Source organism: Pedobacter agri PB92 (assembly GCF_000258495.1).
GTDB classification, from domain to species: Bacteria; Bacteroidota; Bacteroidia; order Sphingobacteriales; family Sphingobacteriaceae; genus Pedobacter; species Pedobacter agri.
In genome coordinates this window covers 42,132-68,533 of record NZ_AJLG01000004.1, presented here as the reverse complement: position 1 = coordinate 68,533, position 26,402 = coordinate 42,132, and the positions used below count along the sequence as shown (strand labels likewise).

Annotated in this window: 14 protein-coding genes; 11 read left to right on the top strand and 3 right to left on the bottom strand. The window is 39.1% G+C overall.

Annotated elements, in window-relative coordinates:
• Positions 1-8 precede the first annotated feature (8 nt).
• Positions 9-3,128, top strand: a complete 3,120-nt coding sequence (locus ON09_RS01450; RefSeq protein ID WP_029204037.1) for a SusC/RagA family TonB-linked outer membrane protein — start codon at positions 9-11, stop codon at positions 3,126-3,128.
• Positions 3,129-3,143: 15 nt separating this feature from the next.
• Positions 3,144-4,439 carry a RagB/SusD family nutrient uptake outer membrane protein gene (locus ON09_RS01445; RefSeq protein WP_010599287.1) on the top strand — a complete coding sequence of 432 codons (1,296 nt, stop codon included), beginning with the start codon at positions 3,144-3,146 and terminating at the stop codon, positions 4,437-4,439.
• A 41-nt stretch (positions 4,440-4,480) separates the two neighbouring features.
• On the opposite strand, the gene ON09_RS01440 is transcribed toward ON09_RS01445, so the two are convergent.
• On the bottom strand, positions 4,481-5,227 hold the full coding sequence (locus ON09_RS01440) for a DeoR/GlpR family DNA-binding transcription regulator (protein WP_010599286.1): 747 nt from the start codon (positions 5,225-5,227) through the stop codon (positions 4,481-4,483).
• A 230-nt stretch (positions 5,228-5,457) separates the two neighbouring features.
• On the opposite strand from ON09_RS01440, the gene ON09_RS01435 reads away from it, so the two are divergent.
• The 5 genes from ON09_RS01435 to ON09_RS01415 all read left to right on the top strand — a co-directional run bounded on the left by ON09_RS01435 (position 5,458) and on the right by ON09_RS01415 (position 16,530).
• Positions 5,458-8,550, top strand: a complete 3,093-nt coding sequence (locus ON09_RS01435; RefSeq protein ID WP_029204036.1) for a SusC/RagA family TonB-linked outer membrane protein — start codon at positions 5,458-5,460, stop codon at positions 8,548-8,550.
• A 31-nt stretch (positions 8,551-8,581) separates the two neighbouring features.
• Positions 8,582-10,162: a SusD/RagB family nutrient-binding outer membrane lipoprotein gene (locus tag ON09_RS01430; RefSeq protein ID WP_010599284.1), complete on the top strand. Its 1,581-nt coding sequence runs from the start codon at positions 8,582-8,584 to the stop codon at positions 10,160-10,162.
• 15 nt (positions 10,163-10,177) lie between these two features.
• Positions 10,178-10,942 (top strand): DUF4397 domain-containing protein, encoded by a 765-nt coding sequence (locus ON09_RS01425; protein WP_010599283.1) that lies wholly within the window; start codon positions 10,178-10,180, stop codon positions 10,940-10,942.
• Between the two features lie 265 nt (positions 10,943-11,207).
• Positions 11,208-14,675 carry a SusC/RagA family TonB-linked outer membrane protein gene (locus ON09_RS01420; RefSeq protein ID WP_010599282.1) on the top strand — a complete coding sequence of 1,156 codons (3,468 nt, stop codon included), beginning with the start codon at positions 11,208-11,210 and terminating at the stop codon, positions 14,673-14,675.
• Between the two features lie 10 nt (positions 14,676-14,685).
• Positions 14,686-16,530 (top strand): RagB/SusD family nutrient uptake outer membrane protein, encoded by a 1,845-nt coding sequence (locus ON09_RS01415; protein ID WP_010599281.1) that lies wholly within the window; start codon positions 14,686-14,688, stop codon positions 16,528-16,530.
• A 73-nt stretch (positions 16,531-16,603) separates the two neighbouring features.
• Here the strand turns inward: ON09_RS01415 and ON09_RS01410 are convergent, their stop codons facing one another.
• Positions 16,604-18,439: an outer membrane protein assembly factor BamB family protein gene (locus tag ON09_RS01410; protein ID WP_029204034.1), complete on the bottom strand. Its 1,836-nt coding sequence runs from the start codon at positions 18,437-18,439 to the stop codon at positions 16,604-16,606.
• Positions 18,440-18,573: 134 nt separating this feature from the next.
• Positions 18,574-19,176 (bottom strand): porin family protein, encoded by a 603-nt coding sequence (locus tag ON09_RS01405; RefSeq protein ID WP_010599279.1) that lies wholly within the window; start codon positions 19,174-19,176, stop codon positions 18,574-18,576.
• Positions 19,177-19,347: 171 nt separating this feature from the next.
• Here ON09_RS01405 and ON09_RS01400 point away from each other — a divergent pair, with 171 nt between their 5' ends.
• The 4 genes from ON09_RS01400 to ON09_RS01385 all read left to right on the top strand — a co-directional run bounded on the left by ON09_RS01400 (position 19,348) and on the right by ON09_RS01385 (position 26,392).
• Positions 19,348-19,563, top strand: coding sequence for a hypothetical protein (locus ON09_RS01400; protein WP_010599278.1), 216 nt, complete (start codon positions 19,348-19,350; stop codon positions 19,561-19,563).
• A gap of 143 nt (positions 19,564-19,706) precedes the next feature.
• Positions 19,707-21,398, top strand: a complete 1,692-nt coding sequence (locus ON09_RS01395; RefSeq protein WP_010599277.1) for a S41 family peptidase — start codon at positions 19,707-19,709, stop codon at positions 21,396-21,398.
• A gap of 91 nt (positions 21,399-21,489) precedes the next feature.
• Entirely contained in the window at positions 21,490-23,748 is a 2,259-nt protein-coding gene (locus ON09_RS01390) for a GH92 family glycosyl hydrolase (protein ID WP_010599276.1), read from the top strand.
• 40 nt (positions 23,749-23,788) lie between these two features.
• A complete protein-coding gene (locus ON09_RS01385; RefSeq protein WP_010599275.1) occupies positions 23,789-26,392 on the top strand; it encodes a glycoside hydrolase family 2 protein in 2,604 nt (867 codons plus the stop codon).
• Positions 26,393-26,402 lie beyond the last annotated feature (10 nt).

Below are 26,402 nucleotides of genomic sequence, written 5' to 3'. Positions count from 1 at the left end.
CAAATTTTATGGAAAAAAGTTACCTAAAATGGTCAACAAGATTTTTTGCAATTTTGATGATCCCATTTCTGCTGCTTTTATTTACAGGGATGGCCCAGGCACAAACCAAGCGCTATACCATTGGCGGTAAAGTTACCGATGCCACGAACAACGATCCGATTCCTGGCGTTGTGGTTAAAATCTTAAATACAAACTTAGCAACCAGTACAAATGCAAACGGCGCCTATTCATTTTCTGTTGATTTAAGCGCCGGCAATTATCAGCTTCAGTTCTCGTTTGTGGGTTATAAAAGTAAAACGCAACCAATTACATTAGGCACAAGTGATCAGGTACAATCGAGTGCAACCTTAAGTGCTGATGCAGTAGGACTTGATGAAGTGATCGTAACCGGAACTTCGCAAGGAACAACGAGGAAACAATTAGGTAGTTATGTAAGTACTGTAAAAGGAGATGATTTGAATAAAGCACCGAGTGGAAATGCTTTAGCCTCCCTTCAAGGGAAAACGCCAGGTGCACAAATCAGCCAAAACTCCGGAGATCCTGCAGGTGGAATTTCAGTAAGATTAAGAGGGGTAAGTTCGGTAAACTCATCATCTGAACCTTTGTATATTATTGATGGCGTAATTGTAAATAACTCTACCACCAGGGTAACCAATACTTCAGCCAATTATGATGGTGGAAACTTTGTGGGAAGTATTGGCCAAAACAGAATGGTGGATATTAGTCCTGCAGATATTGATCGCATTGAGGTTTTGAATGGTGCAGCTGCAGCGGCCATTTATGGCTCAAGAGCTAATGCCGGTGTAATTCAAATTTTTACCAAAAGAGGTAAAACCGGTGTGCCACAGGTAAGTTTTAATACGAGTTTAACCATAAGTGAACTGCGTAAACAAATTGAGGTGAATCAATCGCCGACAAAATTTGGTGGCTCGGTTGATTTAGTTACCCAAGATGTTTTAACGCCGACGTTAACAACTACCACGCCTGTAACCAGATATAATTATCAGGATTATATTTTTAGAACGGGTATAGGAACAGATAATTCAGTATCAGTTTCTGGAGGGAATGATAATACGAAATTCTACACTTCAGCCGGTTACTTCTCTAATCAGGGGATTATTAAAAATACTGATTTCAGAAGAATGAATTTCAGGGCAAACCTGGATCAAACCATAAACAAATGGGCAAAATTAACTGCTGGTTTTAATTATGTACATAGTGATGCTAATGAAAAACCAGATGGTAACTCATTCTTTTCACCAATGAACTCTGTAACCATTATCGGAAATTTCCATGATATTTTCGCAAGAGATGCTTTGGGTAATCTAAAAGCTGTAGGCGAGCGTGGTCGTGTTAATCCTGTTTCTGTAATCGAAGATATTAAGCAACGTCAGTTTACCAATCGCATTATCGCAAATACAGGTTTAAAATTAACACCGGTTAAAAATTTAACCATCGACTACACCATGGGTGTTGACAATTCGATCCAAAATGGAACAACGTATATACCACCATTTGCTTACAACGTAAGTACAGGTTTTTATGGCGGTGGACCAACACTTGACCCATCATTAAACGGTTATGCAAGTGCAGCGAATGCAACCACTACTTTATTTAACAACGAGTTGAATTTTACCTATGATACAAAGATCACAGAATTGTTGAGTTCAACCACACAATTGGGCGGTTCTTATCAGTATCAAAAAGATCTTTTCAGCTTACTTAACGGCCGCGGTTTAGCACCTTTTGTTCAGGTAGTAAATGGTGCGAGTACCATTTTGCCAAACAGCGATAGCCGTTCAGAGTTTTCAATCAGCGGTGCTTATTTGCAACAAAACTTTAAGTATAAAGATCATTTATTCGTAACTGGAGCAATCAGAGTCGACCAATCTACGGTGTTTGGCGAGGCAAACAGAACACAATACTATCCAAAAGCAAATGTGAGTTATGTACTTTCATCTGCAGATTATTGGAAAGATTTTGGTGTTTCTTCCTGGTGGAATGCGTTTAAGTTAAGAGCAGCTTACGGCCAATCAGGTAACTTAACTGGTATTGGCGCTTACGATCGCTTTAATGTGTATTCGCCAAGTGCGTTAAATAGCAAAACATCATTAACATCTCTAACTACATTGGCAAATACTAATGTAAAACCAGAGCGTCAGCAAGAGCTTGAGGTGGGTACAGATATGTCGTTTTTTAATAACAGATTAGGTTTAACCTTTAGCTATTATGATAAAACAGTTAAAGATTTATTATTAGGCGTGGTAATTGCGCCAACAACTGGTTACTCAAGTTTGCTGGATAACATTGGAGGTAAGTTAAAAAATAAAGGTTTCGAATTGATGCTAACAGGTGTTCCATTGAAAAGTGATGATTTCTCATGGATTTCAACAGTGATTTTCAACAGAAACAGAAATAAAATTGTGGGTTCAGGTGCGCAAAGGTTAATTGCGACTAACGCAGGGGCACCGGTATCTATTACAGATGGTTATCCGGTAGGCGTATTCTACGGAACATTTTTCGCCCGTAATCCTGACGGAAGTTTGTTGTTAAATGCTCAGGGTATTCCGCAAACAGAAAGAGGAACTCAAACATCAGCTACAACTTATGAAACTTCAAGAGCTGGAGGCCAACCTACAGGAACCGTTCTGCGTAAGGTGATTGGTGATCCAAATCCAGATTATACAGGATCATTTGTAAACGACTTTACATATAAAAAATTAAGCCTACACATTCAATTGGATGCTGTTCAAGGTGGTGATGTTTGGAATGCCGATTGGAGAACTCGTCAGGGCGTAGGAAATGGAAAAGTTGCAGAAGCGGAACAAACTGGTCAATTACCAAGAGGTTACGTTGCTGGCGCATACAATGTTGAAGAATGGCGTATTGATGATGGATCATTTGTTAAACTAAGAGAAATTTCCTTAAGCTATAATATTGGCCAGGTTAAATTTATTAAAAGCTTAACCGTTAACTTAAGTGGCAGAAACCTGATTTCGTGGGATAATTACAAAGGTTACGATCCGGAGTTGAATTCTGGTGGTCAATCTACAATTTTAAGAAATATCGATTTCGGTTCTGTGCCGATTCCACGTACTTACTCATTAGGTTTACAAGCGAGGTTCTAAATAAAAAAACTTATTATGAAAAATTTAAAATCAAGATATATAGGTTATGCATTTCTGCTTACAACTGTTGCTTTTTCAAGTGCTTGTAAGAAGGAATACTTAAACCCCAATGCAGCAACCGCTGATGATGTACTAACCTCTGCTAAGGGATTAACAGGCGTTACAGTAGGTTTGCAAAAAACTTTTTCCACTACCAGAGCAGGAGTTTTATATGCCTCAATTACTTTGAATGGATTAACAACCAATGAATTGATCTCTATTAACACCGGTAATACAAATGAAGAACGACTGGTTGCCGGAGGTGTTCAGGTGGATGGGACCAATTCGGTTTTGTTGAGTGTTTGGGCAGGGTCGAATAAAATTATTTTCGATGCTGATAATGTGATCAACAATGCAGTTAATCTGCCTGATAAAAATTATGCTGCTGGTTTAATCGCACACGCCAGTATTTTTAAAGCTTTGGCTTTAGGGAATTTATCTGAGTATTGGGAAAAAGTTCCGGCTTCTACCGGACAGAATGTTGCTTTTATAAGCAGGTTTGATGGATTTAATAAAGCTATTGCCACTATTGACAATGCGTTGGCGGTAATTGCTGCGAATCCAATCAGCAGTTCTTTTAGCGGAAACATCCCGGCAGGTATAGATATTCCAAATACCTTAAATGCTTTGAAAGCACGTTATGCTTTATTTGCCGGTAATTATACCTTGGCATTAACTGCAGCTAACGCTGTTGATTTGACTAAGAGATCTGCCTTTACTTATGATGCGTTGAACTTAAACCCGATTTTTGAGATTGCTACCTCAACAAATAATGTGATCCAACCGAAAAATTTAAGCCTAGGTCAAACAGGTACAAACGTACCTGATGCTGCCGACCAGCGAATCCCATTTTACACTGTCGTAAATACAACGGTTCGGATTAACGGTTTCGGAGCAGGTACTTTCACACAAATCCCTGTTTATTTACCTGGAGAAATTACCTTGATCAAAGCAGAAGCATATGCACGTCAGGCTACACCGAATTTATCAAGTGCTTTAACGGAACTTAATAAAGTGGTAACCAAAACTGCGGCGACAGATCCTTTCGGTCTAGGAGCAAATTTGCCTGCCTTAACCGGAACTTATACGCAGCAACAGCTGCTGGATTTAATTTACAAACACCGCAGTATTGAACTTTTTATGTCGGGCTTAAAACTCGAAGATATGAGAAGATTTAATCAGCCGCTCGCAGATCGAAAACGTAATTTTTTCCCTTATCCTTTTCAGGAGAGAGATAATAACACAAATACCCCTGCAGATCCTGCTTTTTAAAAGCAACGAACAGGGTTCCGGAATTCCGGAACCCTGTTCGTTTATAAAATATTAAGGTGTTTTACCCGATAATTGGCCAGCGCATCATTCTGCTCATCTAGTTCAGTTACTAAATAGCTAATGCTTTCTATGGGGCAAACTTTTAATCTTAGAGAAATATCTAATTTTTCAGAGATACAAAGTACCGCAGTCTTTTTGGAACAAGCAATCATTGCCTTTTTCAATTGGTTAATTTCCCAGTAAGTATCTGTCAGCCCATCTGTAGGATGTATGGCACTTGTTCCCATCAAACATAAGTCGGCCTTTATTTCCGATAATTGTGTAATCACATGTCCTCCGTAAGTTACTTGTGAATTTTTAGAGAACAACCCTCCTATGAGCACAACCTCAATGTTGTCATACTTTGCCAATTCAACTGCTACCAGCGGGCTTATGGTAAAAAAGGTAGCTTCAATATTTTGAGGCAACTGTTTAACAAATTCTAAAATTGTCGTTCCGCCGCCCGTTAGTACAACCATCCCATCTTTAATTAATGAAATAGCTTTTTTAGCAATACCAATTTTGCTGTCTCGGGCATATACAGTGCTATCATCGAACGAACTATGATAAGATTTAGACAGTGCACCGCCATGAACTTTAAATAATTTGCCTTCATCCACAAGCTCCTGGAGGTCTCTCCTGATGGTATCCTCTGAAACATTTAGCAACTGAACCAAATCGGAAGTGAGCACACGATTGTGCAAATTGATTTGGCGCATAATAAAATCATGGCGTTCTTTCTTAAGCATTTTAGGTCTGGTTTACACGAAAATAAAAATACTTTTCAATAATTTGCGTGTTTATGCGTTTTTGTGCAATTAAATATGGCTTCTTCACACTTAATAGTTCATATAATTGTTTTTTATATAAAAAACATTCATCATATTTACATAACTATTATTAAGCATGCGGTAATCTGCATGTTTGATAAGCCGGAACAAACAACAACCCTATAAACCAACTTTCTTACTAACTAATTATGAAGAAAAAACTACTCTTTAGTTTTATCGGTATGGTTATGCTCCTTGCTCAGGTATTTGCGCAGCAGGCAACCATCACCGGCAAGGTCAGCTCAGGCGATGGCCCAATTCCTGGCGTATCCATACGCGTAAAGGGAACCTCAATAGTGTCGCAAACCAATAGTGATGGGAATTTTACCATTAAGGCATTAAAAACAGATGTACTTTCTTTTTCTTATGTCGGCTACAAAACAGTAGAGCGAACAATCGGAAACAGTACTGTAATCAATGTCACCTTGCAGGCAGACGCCAGTACCCTTAATGAAGTTGTAGTTACAGCGTATGGGATTGACCGGGATGTAAAATCTTTAGGCTATTCTACGCCAAAAGTAAAAGGAGATGAAGTAACTCAAACTGGTAGGGAAAATTTTATCAATGGTCTTGCAGGTAGGGTACCAGGCCTTTTTGTAAACCAAACTTCAGGAGATCCAGGAGCATCATCGCAAATTATTTTACGAGGTATAGTTTCGATGACGGGCGACAATTCTCCTTTGATTGTATTAGATGGTGTGCCTATTGACAACTCTGTTTTAAATCAAGGCAATACAGCTATGAATGGAAACAATAGAAGTCAGGATTACACCAACCGAGCATCAGATATCAATCCTGCTGATATTGAGAGTTACACGATATTAAAGGGACCTGAGGCAACGGCGCTTTATGGCAACTTAGGTGCTAGTGGCGCAATTGTAATTACTACAAAAAAGGCAAAGGCAGGAAAATCTAGCGTTTCTTACAATGGCTCTTACAGAATAGAAACTGTTAATAATGCGCCAGAGGTACAGGAGGTATATGGACAAGGTGATGCCAATGGTATTTTTAATGGCGGATCATTTAACTTCTTCGGACCAAAATATGCTGAAGGCTTGCCAATATATGATAATGTCGGTGCGTTTTTTAGAACGGGATCTGCACAAAAACATAACGTTGTAGTGGAGGGAGGTAAAGAAAGTTTAACTTATAGATGGTCTAATGAATATACAGATAATAAAGGTACTATTCCAACAACACGTTATCAACGATTTGTTTCCTCAGTAGTTGGTGTGATACCAGTTTCTGATAAGATAAAGGTAACCACTAGATTCAGTTATACCAACGCTTATAACAAGAAAGCAAACAAGGGTGCTCAAGGTTACTTAATGGGGCTGCTGCGTTTTCCTTCAAGGTTTGATGTTAACAACTGGATTGATCCAGTTGGAAATAGAGTAACTACCACAGGAACAATCTTCCTTGAGAGCGATAACCCATTTTGGGATGTAAATAAAAATTTATCTGAAGATAAAACAAATGCAATTGTTGGAAATGCCAACCTTTCTTATAAACCCACAAAATGGTTGTCGATAACAGGTATTTTAGGAACAAATTTATCAAATACAAATGGTATCACCGTTTATCATACACAATCTTACTCTGGCTCAGGTAGTGCAGCCACACCAACTGGCGGTACAGTTAATACCTATCAGCAACAGAATAAAAGATTAGACGGCTCTATTACTGCTAGTGCAACTCACAAGTTTGGTAAATTCAATAACACCTATATCGTTGGAGCCAACTTTTCCGATGTAAATAATACCACAAATTCAGCAAGAGGGCAGAACATGTTCGATCCTAATTTTTACAGTATAAACAATACACTTCCATCAACACAATCAGCACGCCTTTTTATAGGAAGGTATAGAAACGCAGGGGTGTTCGGACAAGCTGTTTTGGGTTATCAATCATTACTTTATCTTACCGTTTCTGGGCGTGTTGATGCAGCCTCGAGGTTAATGCCGAATAACCCCTATTTTGCATACCCATCGGCTAGTTTAGCTTTTAATTTTACAGAGCTTGAGGGAGTAAAAAAATTAACATGGCTTAGCAGTGGGAAATTAAGAGGTTCTTATGGTATAACAGGTAAAGAACCTTATAAGCAATATGCTTTAGCTACGAGGTTGCTTACCGTAAATTCTACTGGTGGTGGGTTTAATTATGATGCCGCAAATGGTGGAAATCCGGATCTGGTTCCTGAACAAACTCGGAACTTTGAAACCGGTATCGAGATGGGTTTCTTAAAAGATAGAATTAGTGTAGACTTTACTTATTACCAACTAAATAGTCACAGGCAAATAATAGCACCTCGAATTAGTTATGGAACAGGTTCGGTTATTAGATTAATGAATGGTGGCGATGTCGTGAATAAAGGTATTGAAGTTCAATTGAAAGGATCGCCGTTTAGATCTGCTGGATTTAGCTGGGATATGACTTTAAACTATACCAAAAATAAAGGCACCGTATTGTCTATCGCTGATGAGTTGCCAGAGCTTTATGATTCTGATACTTGGGTAGCAAATGGTTTGAGAGGAGCTGTTTTTCCAGGGGCAAGTACGTTAGCAATTGCTGGCTGGGTTAACCAAAGAAATAATAGAGGAGATTTGTTAATAAATCCGGCTACCGGATTGCCTATATTGGGTAGCGATCAGGATTTTCCAGTAATTGGAGATAGAACGCCAAAATATAATTTAGGCTTCGTTAACAACCTTACCTTTAAAAATTTCAATATTTCTTTTCTGCTTGATTTAAGAGTCGGTGGTGATGTTTATAACCAAACTCAATACGAACTGTATAGAAGGGGATTAAGTGTTAAAACTTTAGATCGAGATGTTCCACGTGTTGTAACAGGAGTATTAAAGGATGGTTTGGAAAATACGAGCAATCCTACAATAAATACAATCTTGGTAACTCCATCGGCAAATACAAACTATTATAGTTCAACAACAAGCGGTATTGCACCAGAAATGTTTGTCGAAAAGAATATCAAATCTTTAAGATTAAGGGATGTTACTATTGCGTATGATTTTCCTACGAAAATGTTATCTAGAACTAATTTTATCCAAAACCTGGGCGCCTTTGTAACACTTACGGATGTGTTCCTAATTACAAACTATTCAGGAACTGATCCCGATGCAAACTCTAATAACCCTTCGTTGGGTGGTGCAGGTGGTTACGGTATAGATTATGGTAATATGGGGCGGCCATTAGGCGTAAATATTGGTCTTCGTTTAAAATTATAATGATAAAAAAATGAAATCTCTAAAAATATTAATGTTCACAGTTATTGTAATTGGTTTTACAAGCTGTAAAAAATGGCTCGATATCAACGTCGATCCGGCTACGCCACAAACTACTAAAGCAGAATATTTGTTGGCGCCAATTATGTTTCAAATGGCAAACAATACTGCTACAGATAATCGATTGATTTTTAAGTATACTCAAGATATGTTTGGCCAGGACGTAACGAGTTTTACTATTGCATGGGAAAAACATGGCTATCAATCCGCCAGTGATTTAGGCGGATCGATGTGGAGAATGGTTTATGTCAATTTGGGCCTTAATCTCGAAGCGATGATTAAAGATGCTGAAGCAACTGATAAATGGACTTATGCAGGAATTGGATACGCGATAAAAGCTTGGAGTTACCAACTTTTAACGGATGCACATGGACCAATTATTCTTGATGAAGCTTTTGCAAATCAATTGAAATTTAAGTATCAAGATCAACCAGAAGTATATGCCAAAGTTAGGTTGTGGAGTCAAAAGGCTTTAGAATGTTTTAATAAAACAGATGCCGCTGGTACAATAGCCTTGCTTGCAGGTGTTTCGGGTGATCAAATGTATAAAGGAGATCGTGTAAAATGGAAAAAGTTTGTATACGGTTTGTTGGCCCAACAGTATAGTCACTTAATTAACAAGGCTGAATTTAATACTCAATATGCAGATAGCGTAACAAAATATGTCGATTTATCTTTTTCTTCAGCAGCTGATGATGCAACTATAACTTTCGGAGGTACAAACGCTGCAGATTCAAATCCATTTAGTCAAAACTTTGGTATGTATACTGCTACTTCTACTGTAGCCCCAACCTACGGCAGAATCGGACAGCCAATTGTTAGTTTATTAACCGGTGGAGTTAGGGGTACTGCTGCAGTAGATCCTACTGTTCCAGGTGTTGATCCAAGGTTAACAAGAATGATGAATCCGATTCCTACAACAGGGATTTACAGAGGTGCATTGCCCTTTAATGGCACAGCAACAACACCACATATTTTAGGTGCTTTATCTGGAACGTCAGTTTTGCCGTTTCCTGGTAAATATATTTATTCTAATAGTGCAAGATATCCGGTTATGAGTTATGCACAACTTCAGTTAGCTAAAGCGGAAGCACAATTTAGAAAAGGAAATTTGGCATCAGCATTTACATCATATATTAATGGCATAAGAGGACATATGGAATTTGTAAATCTTTATGGACGTAATGGGTCACCGGCCGCTGCTACAATATCTGCAACGGAAATTAATGCTTATTTGGCAAGTACTGAAGTTGCACAAAATGCTACAGCGCTAAAAATAGCTGATATCATGCAACAGAAGTACATTTCGCAGTGGGGTTGGGCTGGTATGGAACAATGGAGCGATTTACGCAAATATCATTATGATCCATTGGTGTACAAAACATACAGACAACTTGAAGCTGGCGATTTCTTTGAAAGAAATAATGGTAAGTATGCTTATAGGTTAAGACCAAGATATGCATCTGAATATATTTGGAATCAAGAAGAGTTAGCGAGATGGGGTGGCTTGGCTACCGACTATCATACATTAGAAACATGGTCAAACCTTCCATAATAAAACCCAAAAAAAATGAAGTCAATTATAAAATATATAGCAATTATAGTCATTGCATCTATTGCAATTTCTTGTAGCAAGAATGAGATTAATTATGGTGAGTTCGAAATTTTAAGGGATGACCAAGCGATGTTGAAAGTTAATTATAACATTGCCTATGGTGCAGATCCCAATGTGCAAATCAATATAAATGGGAAACGCGTTAGTACACTCATCAAAACAAGATATCCCTATCCTGGAGGTGGCTATGGTACATTGGGCGATTCTAGGCCAGATTACTTGGTGATTCAGCCTGGAGCATCTGAAGTATCTATTTCCATTCCTAAACGAGGTACAAGTATCGATTCTGTCGTATTATATAAAACAGGAATTTCTACCGAGGCCGGCAAATCATATACGCTCCATTTAACAGATACTGCTGCAAATACAAAAAGCTTATTGGCAGTTGATAATTTTGTTTTGCCTGATTCGGGATTTGTGAAGTATAAATTTGTTAATCTGATGCCAAATGTACCTTCAGTTGATTTGTATTATGGAACAACTTTGGTTGTGGCTAATATCGGCTATTTAAAGGAAAGTGAATTTTTTATTAGACCAGTTTTAGCCGGTACCGCACTTGCTTGGACAATTAGAGCGAGTGGCGGAACAACAGCATTGGCAACTTATACAAGCGCCAGTACTTTTTTAAACAGAAGGATCTATACAGTATTTGCCACAGGTTATTCTGGTCGAACTGATGCAGTAAGAAAACCTTATGTTGGATTTTTCTTAACCCGCTAACTTTTAAATAAAATCTTATCAAGGCCAACCCTCAAAGGTTGGCCTTTTTTGTTTTACTGATTGAATAGCATATATAATTCCTGTTACCTAAAGTTCTCATAGTCAATATTTATGCGCTTTTCTGCGTTTTTGTGCGGTAATAAAAATTTTGTATACCAAAATTTACAATTTTCAAAAAATATTTAGTGATATTTACTTGAAATATTGCTGTTTTATGCGGTATTAAAAAAACTAATCATTCTAACAACATTCTAAACTTACGTTTATGAGAAAAAAATTACTATTTATTTTTCTTGGTACGTTTTTGCTGCTGGCTCACGCTATAGCGCAACAGGTAACTATTACCGGCAAGGTTACATCAGATGATGGACCTATTCCCGGTGTTTCTATTCGAGTTAAGGGAGCTGCTGCGGTTGCACAAACCAATGCCGATGGTAGCTATTCCATTAAAGCATCAACTGGCGATGTACTAGTTTTTTCCTACATTGGCTATGTAACACTGGAAAGAACCGTAGGAACGGGCACAACAGTAAATGTAAGCCTTAAAACGGATGCTCAAGGTTTGGACGATGTAGTGGTGGTAGGTTATGGTACCCAGCGTAAGGGTAACTTAACAGGAGCTGTCTCTACAATCGATGTTAAAAAAACTTTGGAAGGCAGGCCAATTGCCGATGTAGGAAGAGCATTACAAGGTGCGGCTTCGGGTTTAAGCGTTACTGTACCAAGCGGCGAAATTGGATCTGACCCTGTCATCAAAATCCGTGGCCAGCTGGCTTCTTTTGCAGGAGGTAGTTCGCCTTTAATTTTGGTTGACAATGTTGAGATTCCAAGTATACAGCTCGTGAATCCCAACGACATTGCATCAATCACTATTCTAAAGGATGCCGCGGCCGCTTCTATCTATGGTGCCAAAGCTGCTTTTGGTGTGGTATTGATTACTACCAAACAAGGTTCAGGAAGTGATAAGCCGTCTATTAATTATTCAAACAACTTTTCTTTTCAAAATGTATGGAAAGATTTAAAGATGGCAGATGTAAATGGTTTAAAATACACTGTTGATGCTTCTGAAAGGGTAGGAATAACAACACCAACTGGTGCGTTTTATTACGTTGACAGAGCAAGTTATGAAAAAGCTGTAGCCTGGAAAGAAAAGTACGGCAACACAATTGGTCCGGACGACCCAACAGTATTCGGAAGAGATTGGTATGTGCAAGGTGCAAATCAAAAAATGGGTGTTAGAACATATGATCCTTATGATTATATGATAAAAGAATGGGCACCGACACAACAACACAATTTATCCGTTGGTGGAACTACAGGGAAAACCTCATACAATTTAGGTTTAGCTTTGTTAGATCAAAGCGGGATGCTAAAACCAGCTAAAGAGGATCGCTTTACCCGGTACAATGCTTCACTAAAAATTTCGAGTGAAATTAACAAATACTTAACCATTCGCGGGGGGGCATTGTATTCCAGAAGAAATAAGCAATATGCTTACTCAACTAACTCCACAACAGCCGATCCTTGGTTATACCTGTATCGCTGGAGTTCATTGTATCCACTTGGAAAGGATGAAAATGGCGATGCAATTCGTAGTCCTGAGAGTGAGGTTGCTGCGGCAAACACGGCAAACATCCTGCTAAATTATGCAAATGTGAATTTGGGAACTACAGTAAACATCATGAAGAACTGGAAAGTTGATTTTGATTATACCTTTACCAATCAAAATGAAGACTGGAAACGCCCAGGGACAAGATTTACGGCCAGAAATTCATGGGTGGCGCCGAAAGCCCGTTTAGATGCAAACGGTGCGCCAATTTATGTAAACGATATGGGGCAAGTTGTATCCAGTACTACTGCTGGCGCTATCGCTGCTTATGATTTATCGCTCGACATGTACACCACACCAGGATCAAGTCCGGATCATTTCGCCAGAACAGCGACTAATTTCTTTATGCATACGATCAATGCATTCACAACTTATAACTGGAACATCAAACAGGATCATGATTTCAAATTCATACTGGGTTTAAATCGTGTTGCTTCTACTACAGAATCCCAGTTCGGCATGATTACCAATCTTGCCGATATTATTAATCCACAGTTCAAATTTGGAACAGGGGTACAAACTGTTATACCAGCCACAACGGCAATGGGTTTAATACCAGGTGGAGTAAGTATTCCGGGTTCTGATAAGAGATGGGAAGCGCAGTTAGGTTATTTTGGCCGCGTGAATTATGCATTCAAAAATAAATATTTAATAGAGGGTAACCTGCGTTACGATGGCTCTTCGAAATTTCCAACAGACTTGCAATGGAGATGGTTCCCATCATTCTCGGCGGGTTGGGTAGCCAGTGAAGAAAGCTTCATGTCATGGACTAAGCCTGTTTTAGATCAATTAAAATTCAGAGGTTCGTGGGGTTCTATCGGTGATCAAACTGTTCCTAATGGTTTATATATCGCAACTATGCCAAGCGGTCAATCAACTTGGATTGGTGCAAACGGCGCAAAAGTGAATTTTGTAGGCACACCAGCAGCAGTTGCTGCAGATATTCAGTGGCAAGACATTGTAACAACGAACGTGGGTGTTGATGCAACCTTACTAAAAAATAAGTTAAACGTTTCATTTGATGTTTTCCAAAGAAGTACAAACAATATGATTGTGCCTGCAGAGGGTATACCACTAACATTTGGAGCCGGAGCACCTCAGGGAAATTACGGGTCCTTAAAAACGAGAGGTTGGGAGTTAACAGTTGACTTTAATCATAGATTCAAAAATGGTTTAGGAATTAACTTTAAAGGAAATATCTCTGATGCTAAAACAAGATTAACTGCCTACGGTTCTGGAACCCAGGTTACTGGTAACTATAATGGAAAAGACATTGGTGAAATCTGGGGGTACCGTACAGACAGGTTATACCAAATGAGTGATTTTGAACTTGATGGAAGTGGAAAGCCTATTTTGATAACTTTAACTGCTGCAGAAAGCAGATTAAATGCAGGAAAGCAGGCTTATAAGTTAAAAGCTGGGCCAAATGGCGAGAAACCGGTTTACCAGCCGTTTTTACAAAATTCAGCCAACTTCCGTTTTGGGCCGGGTGATGTAAAATTCCTGGATGTGAACGGTGATGGCGAAATCAGCAACGGCGATGGAACCCTGGCTAATCACGGCGATCTGGAAGTAATTGGTAACTCAAATCCTAGTTATGAATATGGATTTAGATTGGGTGCCGATTTTAAAGGTGTTGATATTAGCGCCTTCTTCCAGGGGGTTGGAAGTCGCAAGATTTGGGGAGCTGGATTTTTAGCCATCCCAGGCTTCAACTCTGCAGATGGCGCCATGCCAGAGGCAATTGCAGGTAACTATTGGACACCGCAAACACCTGACGCATTCTATCCGGCAGCATACAACAATGCCGCAAGTAGCACTACCAATAACATGCAGGTGCAAGATAGGTACTTGTTAAATATGGCTTATTTAAGGCTCAAAAATTTAACCCTTGGTTATACTTTCCCTCAATTATTAACAAAAAAAGTTGGAATCAGTTCGCTGAGAGTTTATACGGCCTTGGAGAATTTCTTTACCTGGGATCATTTGGGCGATTTGCCAATTGATCCTGAAAGTGTAAGTGGTTATTCGCTTTGGGATCAATCTAATTACAACAGTGGTCGTACCGGAACTGGAATTCCAGCATTCAAAAGTGTTTCTTTTGGTTTACAGTTAACTTTTTAAAATAATGAAGATGAAATATTTCAAATATATATATGGTTTACCGGTGATGGTATGCCTGTTTATGGCTTCTTGTAAAAAGGATGTTTTAGATCGTCCACCTTTAACAGATTATGTAGATGGACAATACTGGCGTGGGGAAGACGATATTCGGATGTATGCAAATGCTTACTATCCAAACTATTTTAATGGCTATAATTCTGGCTTTACTGCTGATTACACTCCGGTAAGAGGCTATACTTTCTCAGATGATTTAACAGGAAAAAATGTACAGGCTAACTTTGAAAGCAGTATACCTACATCTAGAGGCTCGGCTGCAGAAGGTGCAGAATGGCTGGCAACTTATGCCGGTCCAACTTGGAACTTTTCATGGGTGCGAAAATCTAATGTGATGATTAATCGTTTGGATAATGTAGCAAAACCTAAAATTTCGACTGAAGCGTATAATCATTGGTCGGCTGTTGCACGTTTTTTTAGAGGTTTTGAGTACAGCAGATTAGTAAGTGTTTTCGGTGATGTACCTTATTTTGATAAGGAGGTTGCAGATACTGATTTAGCTACTTTATACAAAGATAGAGACGCAAGAGGTGTGGTGATGGATAAGGTTTATGACGATTTTAAATTCGTAATGGCTAATATGCGTGAAAATGATGGTGCACAATACTTAAACAAATATATTGCGGCCGCATTTATCTCGAGATTTATGCTTTTTGAAGGTACTTATGAACATTATCATGGCTTGGATGCTGCAAGAGCTAAAAAATACTTAGAGTTTGCGGTAGAGGCAGGAGATTATGTGATCAATAGCAATAAATACAACTTTACCCGCGATTTTAAATCAATCTTTTCAAGTGATAACCTGGCTGGTCATCCAGAAGTACTGCTTTACAGAACTTATGATGCAGCTTTAGCCGTTACCCACAGTATTGGCTCATACCAAAACGGAACCGAGGTTGTAGGTGTGGATGGGAACTTGGTTTTGATCAAATCATTCCTATTAAATGATGGAAAAGTTTGGCAAAATTCTGCTGTAACAGGTGCAAACTCCTTTACTATCGCTGATTTAGTAAAAACCAGAGATCCACGCTTCGAGGCTTCATTCTATGATAAGGCTTTGGTGCCGTCGGCTACTTTATTATATGGCTTCAAATTTGCATCTAGAGATGCCCTTACTTATATCGGTAAAACCTATCCGGCAGCCTGGGGAAGTAATACCAATACCAGTGATGCGCCAGTAATTCGTTTAGCGGAGGTGGTTTTAAACTGGGTGGAAGCAAAAGCAGTATTGGCTCAATATTTTGGTGCGGCAGCAGTTACGCAGGCAGATTTAAATAAATCTGTTAACGCAATTAGAAATCGTCCGTTGGATGCTGCTGCCATAGCAAAAGGCGTTTTAAAAACCGCACCTTTAACCATTGGTTCACTTCCGGTCGATCCTGCCCGTGACGCTGATGTTCCTGATTTAATTTGGGAAATCCGTAGAGAAAGACGTATGGAATTCGTTTTCGAGCATACCAGGTTACTGGATTTAAAACGTTGGAAAAAACTGAATAATATGAATTTTAGTACCAATCCGGATTATTTTCTGGGTCCGTGGGTAAATGTACAAACAGAAGCTCCAGCCTACTTAACTCCTGCCAATGCAACAGCTGGAAACGTTAAAGTAAAAAAGGCAGATGGAACCATTGTTACATATAACGGAACAAACGCAGCTGCGATGGTAGGCTATTGGATGGTGACCAATGCAACAAACAGAAATGCGTTTACCGATCGTGCTTATTTAGCACCAGTTGGACAGGCGCAGATTATTCAATATCAGGAGAAAGGGTATAAACTTACACAAACCACAGGCTGGTAACAGCTCAAAAATGTATTACACAAAAGAGCCCTCGTTTAGAGGGCTCTTTTGTTGTGCAGGAATTTCGAAACGATCACTTTTTTACATTCAGCCAAGCTACTTTTCCGTCCATGGTGCTCACCACTAGATTTTTCCCATCAACAACATTTACCGTGTTAATCATCGAGTTATCTATTTTATGAGCCCAGGTTGTCGTTTGGTTTTTTGGGTTAATAGCATATACTACACCATTTTTTGTACCAAAGAAAATATTGCCATCTTTTTCAATCAACATTGATGGTACATGTTCATAACCAAAGCCAGCGTTGTATCTCCAAAGCACACCCGGATCTTGAGGCTGTGCCTTGTAGGCAACAATTTCATCTTGCATGGTTTTGCCATAAATGGTTGTACTATCAGTTGATAAACCAATTGATTCACGAACCGTAGCTTCTTTGTTTCTCCAAAGGGTACTGCCATTATTTGCGTCAATCGCAGTTAAGTATCTATCGGGAGCGGCAATGTATACAATGCCTTTAGCAGCCACGGGAGTTACCATTGCCGGAGAAAACATTCTGTTTGCCTGGCCATTGTTCCATTTCCATACAAGATTTCCGCTGTTTATATCCAATGCGTATAAATGTCTTCCCCAGGAGCCAAAAATAATTTTGCCCTGATAGATAAGCGGCTTGCCTACTATTGTACCTTCAACTTCTTTAAATGCCCATACTACTTTTCCGGTTTTTGCCTCTAGGGCTCTGAAAGTATTGTCACTTCCTCCGATATAAATATATTTGCCACTTACAACTGGCGAACCCAAAACAGAATTTGCTGTTTGCATTTTCCAGCTGATTTTTCCTGTCTTTTCATTTAATGCGTAAATAAACCCATCGCCAGAACCTAAAATAACTAGATTGTCTACCACAACCGGAGAGGAGTAAATTGCACCCCCAGTATGGAAAACCCAAACTCTTTTACCTGTTTTTTTGTTCAGCGCTTCTATTAAACCCAGGCTGTTTCCAAAAATGACATGATTACTGGAATAAGCAGGCGTGTTTACTACATTGGCAGTTGAATGATAGGACCATACTTCCTTTGTATTGGCGTATTTTGTATTGATATTAAAATCGGGGCGAGGATATTTCTTCTGATTATCTTCAAAAGTTTTTAAGACAATTTTTCTCCAGGCGGCACCAATAGCTTGAGTGGGCTTTTTCGTTTGAAAGAAGACCGTATCCTTTGTCATGCTAACAATGTTATAACCACCGATGCTGTCTTTGGCCCGCAAGTTCGAGCGACCCATCGTAGCTTCAATTCCTTCGAAATTATAGGGATGGTTATTATGCCCATGACCACATATTGCATATTGAATATTATATCTCTTTAATCGATCCGTTGCTTCGTACCAATTATCTAAACTGTTATCAAGCGGATAGTGATTTGCAAAAATGATGGGCATATTTTTTGGAGTTGCTTTTAATACGCTATCCAGCCAAACAGTAGCATCCCTGGGGATGTGTCCATCACTCATCCTTACATAGGGACCTGATGCACAGGCGATAAAACGATAGCCATTATGATCGAAAGTAAATTTATCACCACCAAATTCGGTAATGAATTTTACCCCTCCCGATTCCGACCAGCCCGTGTCATGATTTCCGGGAATAATGTGGTAGGGCTTTTTAAGTCCGGATAGGATCTGTTTTGCCAAAGTCAGTTCATTATTCGTACCCATCTCTGTAATGTCGCCGGTAATAATAATAAAATCAATGTCGGGCAGTTCATTAATGTCGGCAACTGTTCTTCGAAGATCTTCTTCTCCTGTCGACGATCCGACATGCGTGTCGGTAACAAATGCGTATTTAAAGTCTTGCGCCCAAAGTCCGGAAGATATTATCAGGGCAAATAAGAGAAGAAAAAGGGTTTTCATTTTAGTCGGATTAAAGAATACAGATATAAAAATCGTATTTTTTAAGCTATCCAACTGCTGTAATGCCAATTTTACAGATGCAGATTTTAACCAAAGGCAAGCGCCAAAAAACTAATTTCTGGCGCCTGAATTTCTTATAAAATTTTAAATCCTAAACTCAACTGAAATAAGTTAGGCTTTTGGGTATATTTTTCACTCTTGCTGATGTTTGAAAGGCCAGCCTCATAACGCAAATCAACTGAGATTGCGCCAACATCTACACCTGCACCAGCCTGGATGCCGAATGCCTGGTCTTTGTAGTTTTTAAAATCAGTAACCTGATCATAAGCACTGCTAAAGCTGGAGTTTTCATCTAACACGAAGGAAACAACTGGCCCGGCCATTAATCTGAAGTTAAGATTATTGGCTCCAAACTTGGTTCCGAGTAAAACCGGAATATCTAAAGTGGTAAATTTCACCTTTCCTTCTGCGGCTATTTCAGTATTGTTGTTGTTGGTGAAGCTGATGAACTTATTTCCTTTGCTTCCGATATAAGCCTCAGGCTGCACATAGAAGCTAGCGCCACCGATGCGGGCCCAGGCACCAACCTGGTAACCTAAACGATTTTCTTCGCTGGCAAAATCGGCATTTAGTTTAGATAAGTTTACACCTGCCTTAACCCCCAGGTTAAAAGTTTGCGCTTGAGATGTTGCCCAACCGATTGTTAGGAAAACAATAGAAAGGATGATTTTTTTCATGTTTTAAAGTTTTAAATTTTTGCGTGTTTGTTTTAATTAGATTGTATAACGGTGTTTTAACACTATTATGGTGTAAAGATATTCCCTAAAACTCTATTTTTTTAACACCCGAAACAAAAAAGTAATAACCTGAGCAAATATTTTTTACTTTTGCCTCAAATAAAATCTGCTATGGCTAATTTTCAACTTACTTCAGAAACTGCATTTAAGGTAAAAACAAAGTTCTTAAGAAAATACCGTGATTTGGCTAATGAGCCTTTGGAATTTACTCCGGGTAAAGAAGATCAATTGGTTGAAGATTTAATGCGCTTGGTAAAACGCGATCGTACATACATCGAATTTACCATTCAAAAAGCTCTGGCCGATACTAAAGGCAACAGACTTTAAAAGCCTAACACCCTCCCGGTAACATATACATTCTCTTATCTGCCAAATATCTTCTTTTAATATTTGCACCTTTTCGTACATTTACCTTTATAGAAATAATCATCCCAACAGTTCAGGCTGTGCTGGATTATAAATAAAAAGGTATGAAGAAACTAAAATATTATGTTTTAGCGGCAGGTGTTTGCTTGGCTGTGATCTCTTTTTCTTTCAAAGAAGATTTATTTCTTGTATCAAAAAACCTCGATATTTTCGCATCATTATACAAAGAGATTAACATTAATTATGTGGATGATACCAATGCACCACAACTAATGAAAACCGGGATTGATGCCATGCTCGAGAGCCTTGATCCTTACACGGAATATGTTCCTGAATCAGAAATAGAAGACTATAAGTTAAAATATGTAAGTACGCAATATGGTGGAATTGGTGCTGCCACCGTGTTAATAGACGGTAAACTATTTATAAACGATGTGAGCGAAGGCTATCCGGCCAATAAAAGCGATGTGAAACCTGGTGATCAGGTTTTGAAGATAAATGGTATTGAAGTTAAGGGAAAAGAAAGAAGCCAGATCAGTCAGTTGTTACGCGGCCCAAAAGGAACCGTTGTTGATTTAACCTTAGTTAGAGATGGTAAGGAAATCCTTAAGAAATTAAACCGCGAAGAAATTAAACAACCCAATGTTTCTTACTCCGGTATGGTCGGCGATGGTATCGGCTATATCAAGTTGGATAAATTTTTGGAAAATTCCGGGCAAGAGGTAAAAGACGCATTGCTGGGCATCAACAAAGAAAATCCTAAAGGAATTGTTTTGGATTTAAGGAATAATGGTGGCGGCATTTTACAGGAGGCCGTTAAAATTGTAAACCTTTTTGTAGATAAAGATCAGTTGGTGGTAATTCAGAAAGGGAAAAATGCTGAAAAAACCATTACTTATAAAACGATGGCTGTGCCGGTTTCTACCTCTGTTCCGCTGGTGGTTTTAGTTAATGCAAATTCTGCTTCAGCTTCAGAAATTGTTGCCGGATCACTACAGGATTTAGACAGGGCAATTGTTATCGGACAGCGCAGTTATGGCAAAGGTTTAGTACAACAAACCTTTAATCTGCCCTATAATAGCCTGGTAAAAGTTACGGTAGCCAAATACTATACACCATCAGGCAGATGCATTCAAAAGCTCGATTATGCTCACAAAGATGCCAATGGAATTGCAGAGCGCTTCGCAGATTCAACAATTGCAATGTTCCAAACCAAAGCAGGTAGAAATGTGTATAGTGGTAACGGTGTTTACCCAGATGTAGTGGTAAATGCGGCCAAGTTAAGCCCGGTAACCATCACGATGATAAATAAAAGTTTGTTTTTTAATTATGCCAATGCCTATTGGAAGAAAAACCCAAAACTGGAATCGGCTAAAGTTTTTCAAATATCGGATGCAGACTACACAGCTTTTGTAAACACTTTGGCCGATAAAGATTTAACCTATCAAAGCCGGACAGAACGCTTACTTTCCGACCTGCGGGCAGAAGCTGAAAAAGAAAACAAATCTGCTGAGGTAAAGGCGGATTTGGAGAACCTGAAATATAAATTGACCTCCTCAAAAAAGAACGATTTAGCAACACACAAATCAGAAATCAAACGTGTATTGGAAACGCAAATCATCAGCAGATATTTTTTTGAAAAAGGTCGGATTGAGCAAAGCTTTCAGTATGATAAAGAGCTAGCTGCTGCGAAGTCGCTTTTTACCAATCAACCACAAATGTTAGCTATTTTAAAAGGCGATGGAAACTACAAAGTAATCGGTAAGCCTGTTAAAGAAGTTGCCAGTATAGATTAACCCTAAATTCAGTCAACCCAAATAATATTTAATAACAAAATCATTTACTCAGGTAAAACGATTTAACAAATTCATATCTCCTATTATATCCATGAAATTAAAAAGCTTTAAACCATTCTTTTTTTGCGCCTCACTTTTTTTATCTCTTCACGTTCAGGCACAGAAAAGTGCTAAGCTAACTTCTTTTGTTGACCCTATAATTGGTTCGGCTAAACATGGGCATGTTTTTGTAGGTGCCAATGTTCCATTTGGTGCGGTGCAACTGGGGCCTAATAATATAATGGAAGGCTGGGATTGGTGCAGTGGTTACAATTATGTGAGCAACACCATCACCGGGTTTTCGCATACACATTTAAGCGGAACGGGCATCGGTGATTTAGGGGATATTTCAATTATGCCCGTTACCGGAGCAACCGTTTTAGAAAAGGGTAAAAAGGGAGCTGAAGAAAAAGGTTATCTTTCAACATTCACCCACGAAAATGAAATTGCAAAGGCCGGGTATTATAGTGTTTTGCTGGATAAATATAAAATCAGAGCTGAGCTCACTACAACTAACCGGGTTGGCTTTCATCAGTACAGCTTTCCAAAAAATTCAGTAACACCACACATTGTGATTGATTTGGTAGAAGGCATTGGCTGGGATGCGCCCACCAATGTGTCTTTTAAGCAGATTGACGCAACGACCGTAGTTGGCAACAGAAATTCAAAAGGCTGGGCAAATGATCAGCGTTTATATTTCGTTATTAAGTTTTCTCAACCTATAAACAGTTTCGATATTTATGATGATGATCAGCTGAAAAAAGGTAAAGAAATTAGTGGTAAAAAGTTAAAGGCAATAGCCAATTTCTCATCGATCAATAACAATAAGCTTCAAATCAAAGTGGCTTTATCTCCCGTTAGCATAGAAAATGCAATTCTTAACCTTCAAACTGAATTGCCGGGTTGGGATTTCGCATCGACTGTAAAAAGTGCGGATGCGAAATGGGAGCGGGAGTTATCAAAGGTTAAAATCGATGCAAGCGTTAATACCAAAAAAATATTTTATACGGCTTTATATCACACTATGGTTGCGCCGTCAATTTTTAATGATGTGAATAAAGATTATCTGGGTACAGATAAAAAGGTTTACAGGGCTGCAAACTTCACTAATTATACTACTTTTTCTTTATGGGATACCTATCGGGCAGCAAATCCATTATATACCATCATCCATCAGGATCGCGTAAACGATGTGGTAAATACGATGTTGGCTATTTACAAAGAGCAAGGGAAACTCCCGGTATGGCATTTAATGGGTAATGAAACCAACACCATGGTAGGTTATCATGCCGTACCTGTCGTAGTGGATGCTTATTTAAAAGGTTATCGTGGTTATGATGTTAATCTAGCTTACGAAGCCGTAAAACAATCTGCCATGCAGAAAACCGATGGCATAGGGTATATTCAAGAACTAAAGTATATCCCGGCAGAAAAAGTAAATGAATCAGCAGCAAAAGCCCTGGAATATGCCATTGATGATTACTGTATCGCCATGTTTGCAAAGGCATTGAATAAAACTGAAGATTATCAATACTTCAGTAAAAGGGCACAGCTCTACAGGGAATATTTTGATCAGGATGTTCAGTTTATGCGTGGTAAAATGGCAGATGGGAAGTGGCGTACACCGTTTAGTCCGGTTAAGGCTAAACATCGCGAAGATGATTATACGGAAGGAAATGCCTGGCAATATACCTGGCTCGTTCCTCAGGATGTGGAAGGCCTAATTAATCTTTTTGGTGGCGATAAACCATTTGTGAATAAACTGGATTCATTATTTATCGTTCCTGCAGATTTAGGCGAAAACAGCTCACCTGATATTTCCGGATTGATTGGCAATTATGCTCAGGGAAATGAGCCAGGTCATCATATTCCATATCTTTATGCCTATGCAGGCCAACCCTGGAAAACGGCCGATTTAATCAGAAAAATTGATAATGGTTTTTTCACTGCTAAACCTGATGGTTTGTGTGGCAATGAGGATGTGGGTCAAATGAGTGCCTGGTATGTTTTTACGGCGATGGGATTCTACCCGGTTAATCCTGCCAACGGGGCTTATGTCTTCGGAACGCCTCTGGTTAATTCAGCTACGATTGCTTTGCCTGAAAATAAGAAGTTCGATATCAGGGTAATTGGCAACAGCGTTACAAATAAGTACATCCAAAAAATTCTGATCAATGGCAAACCATATAATAAAGGATTCATTTTGCATAAAACCATTTCCGATGGTGGTACAATGCAGATTTATATGGGCGATCAGCCTTCAAAAACATGGGGTGTGAATCCGGCAGATCGACCTGTTTCTACTAAATAGGAATTGATAGCAACCTTTAAAACCAAACTTTTAAAAATCAATGAAAAAAATATTTTTGTTTTGTGTGCTGCTTTTAAATCTGAAAGCCTTTTCGCAACAGCGTTACGAACTAAACTCAGGTTGGTTATGTGTAAATGTGAAGGATGCCAGCGCCAGCGAATCTCAGATCTCAACTTTAGGCTTTAATACCAGTGGCTGGATGCCTGCTACTGTTCCTGGAACGGTATTAACTACTTTGCTGAACAATAAAAAAGTTCCTGATCCTTTTTATGGGATGAACAATGAGAAAATTGCAGATATCTACAATGTCGGGAAAGAACATTATACCTATTGGTTTGTAAAGGATTTTAATGAAAGTGCAGCTGGAAATGACCAGGTTTGGTTACAGTTTCGGGGGATCAATTACAAAGCTGAGATTTTCTTAAACGGAAAAAAGGTTAATCAGAAAACCCATGAGGGTATGCACTTAAGGGTGAAGTACAATATTACCAAACTCCTTTCCTCAACTGGTAAAAATCGCCTGGCAGTAATCGTTTATCCTCCTGATTTTCCGGGTAACCCGAATGGCGGCCAGGGTGGGGATGGAACTATAGCAAAAGGTTTGACTACACAATACACTGCTGGTTGGGATTGGATTCAACCTACCCGCGATCGCAATACAGGTATCTGGGATAAAGTTACCATTGAAAAAACCAAAGGTATCAATATTCAAAATCCTCATGTTGTCACCTTGGTTCCGGGAAAAAGATTGCCAGGTGCTAAACAAGCGCCCGCAATTATCAAAGTATCTGTTGAGGTCGAGAATCCGACAGGGAAAGCCATTTCAGGAATTTTACAATATGAAATAGCCGGTAAGCTGGTTAAAAAAAATGTTACTGTTTCCGCTGCAGCATCAGAAATTAAGTTTCCGGATTTAACCCTGGAAAACCCCAGACTGTGGTGGCCAAGCGGTTACGGCAAACAAGATTTATATCCTGTGAATATTCGGTTTATCAGCGCCAACCAGGTTTTAGATCAGGAAAATTTAACTGTAGGAATCAGGCAGATTGACAACATATGGAATGAGCATACTAAAAGTATGGGTGCTTATGTAAACGGGCAAAAGATTTTTATAAAAGGTGGAAACTGGATCATATCTGATGCGATGTTACGTTTTAGTGATGCCCGTTATGACGCTGAAGTAAGGTATCATAAAGATATGAATCTGAATCTGATTAGAATTTGGGGTGGTGCGATTTTAGAGCGCCCTGAGTTTTACAATGCCTGCGATAAATATGGCCTGTTGGTTTTTCAGGATTTTTGGTTTAGCGGCGATTGTAATGGCCGTTGGGTTGATCCATTGAAAAAAGAAGATCAATGGACCAGAAGGAACTACCCTGATAATCATCCATTAGTGTTAACGGCTATTGAAGATCAGGTGAAAATGATTCGCAACCATCCTTCATTAGCTTTTTGGTGTGGTGGAAATGAGATTACTCCTCCGGAAGATATTTTGAATCCCATTAAAAACGACATTCTGCCTCGGTTAGATGGTACGAGAAAATTCTTTGATTTTTCCAATAGCGATGAAATGTCGTACAATGCAATTGGCGGCAATGGTGATGGACCATATGGTATTCAGGATCCGATAAGTTTTTGGGCCGTAAAAACTTTTCCGTATAACTCTGAAGTAGGTTCTGTCGGGGTGGGCGATTATGAATCGCTGGAGCGTTTTATTCCGAAGGAAAACATGATTGCACCACAATTTAAAAGCAAACCCGATTCCGTTTGGGATTATCATAAATATATCGGCTACAATCAATACATTAATCCATACGGGAAAGCTAAAGATGCCAAAGATTTTGCCATGAAGGCACAGTTGGTAAATTACGATCAATACCGGGCGTTAATGGAAGGTTTTTCCAATAAAATGTGGGACTGGTATACCGGCTCAATTATCTGGAAAACACAAAACCCATGGACAGCGCTGCGTGGGCAGATGTACGATTATTATTTAGATCCAAACGCCAGTTTATATGGCTTAAGGAAAGGAAGCGAGCCGTTGCATATCATGATGAATCCCTTAGACAGCATGGTAACAGTGGTTAACAATGGCCTAACAGATCGTAATAATTTAATGGTTCAGGCTAAAGTATATGATATGGCTGGAAAGGATTATTTCTACTCCCAGGTTTTCAATTCTATTGGAGCATCATCGGTTCGCCGGTTTTTTCCACTGAATGATTTCCTGAAGAAAATGGATCAGAAAGATGGCGTGTTTGTTTCCTTAAAATTATTGAATGAAAAGCAGGAGGTTTTGAGTGAAAACATTTATTGGTTAGCAGATAAAAATGGAAGCTATAAAGGGTTACAGGAACTCAAGTCAGCAAATTTAAGCGTTTCAGCAAACCGAACATCAAAAAATAAAATAGCCGTAACTTTGAGCAATCCTGTCGGTAATCCGGTAGCATTTTTTAACCGGGTAGCATTAATTAACCGTGAAACTGGAAAACGAATCCTTCCGGCTTTCTACGATGATAATTATTTAAGTGTGCTCCCTGGCGAAACCAGAGTTGTTACCGTAGAATTTCATGATGGAGAAGGCAACCTGGCTGTTGAAGTATATGGTTGGAATGTGGAGCGTCAAAAGATAAACATTCAATAGTGTTCTTGCT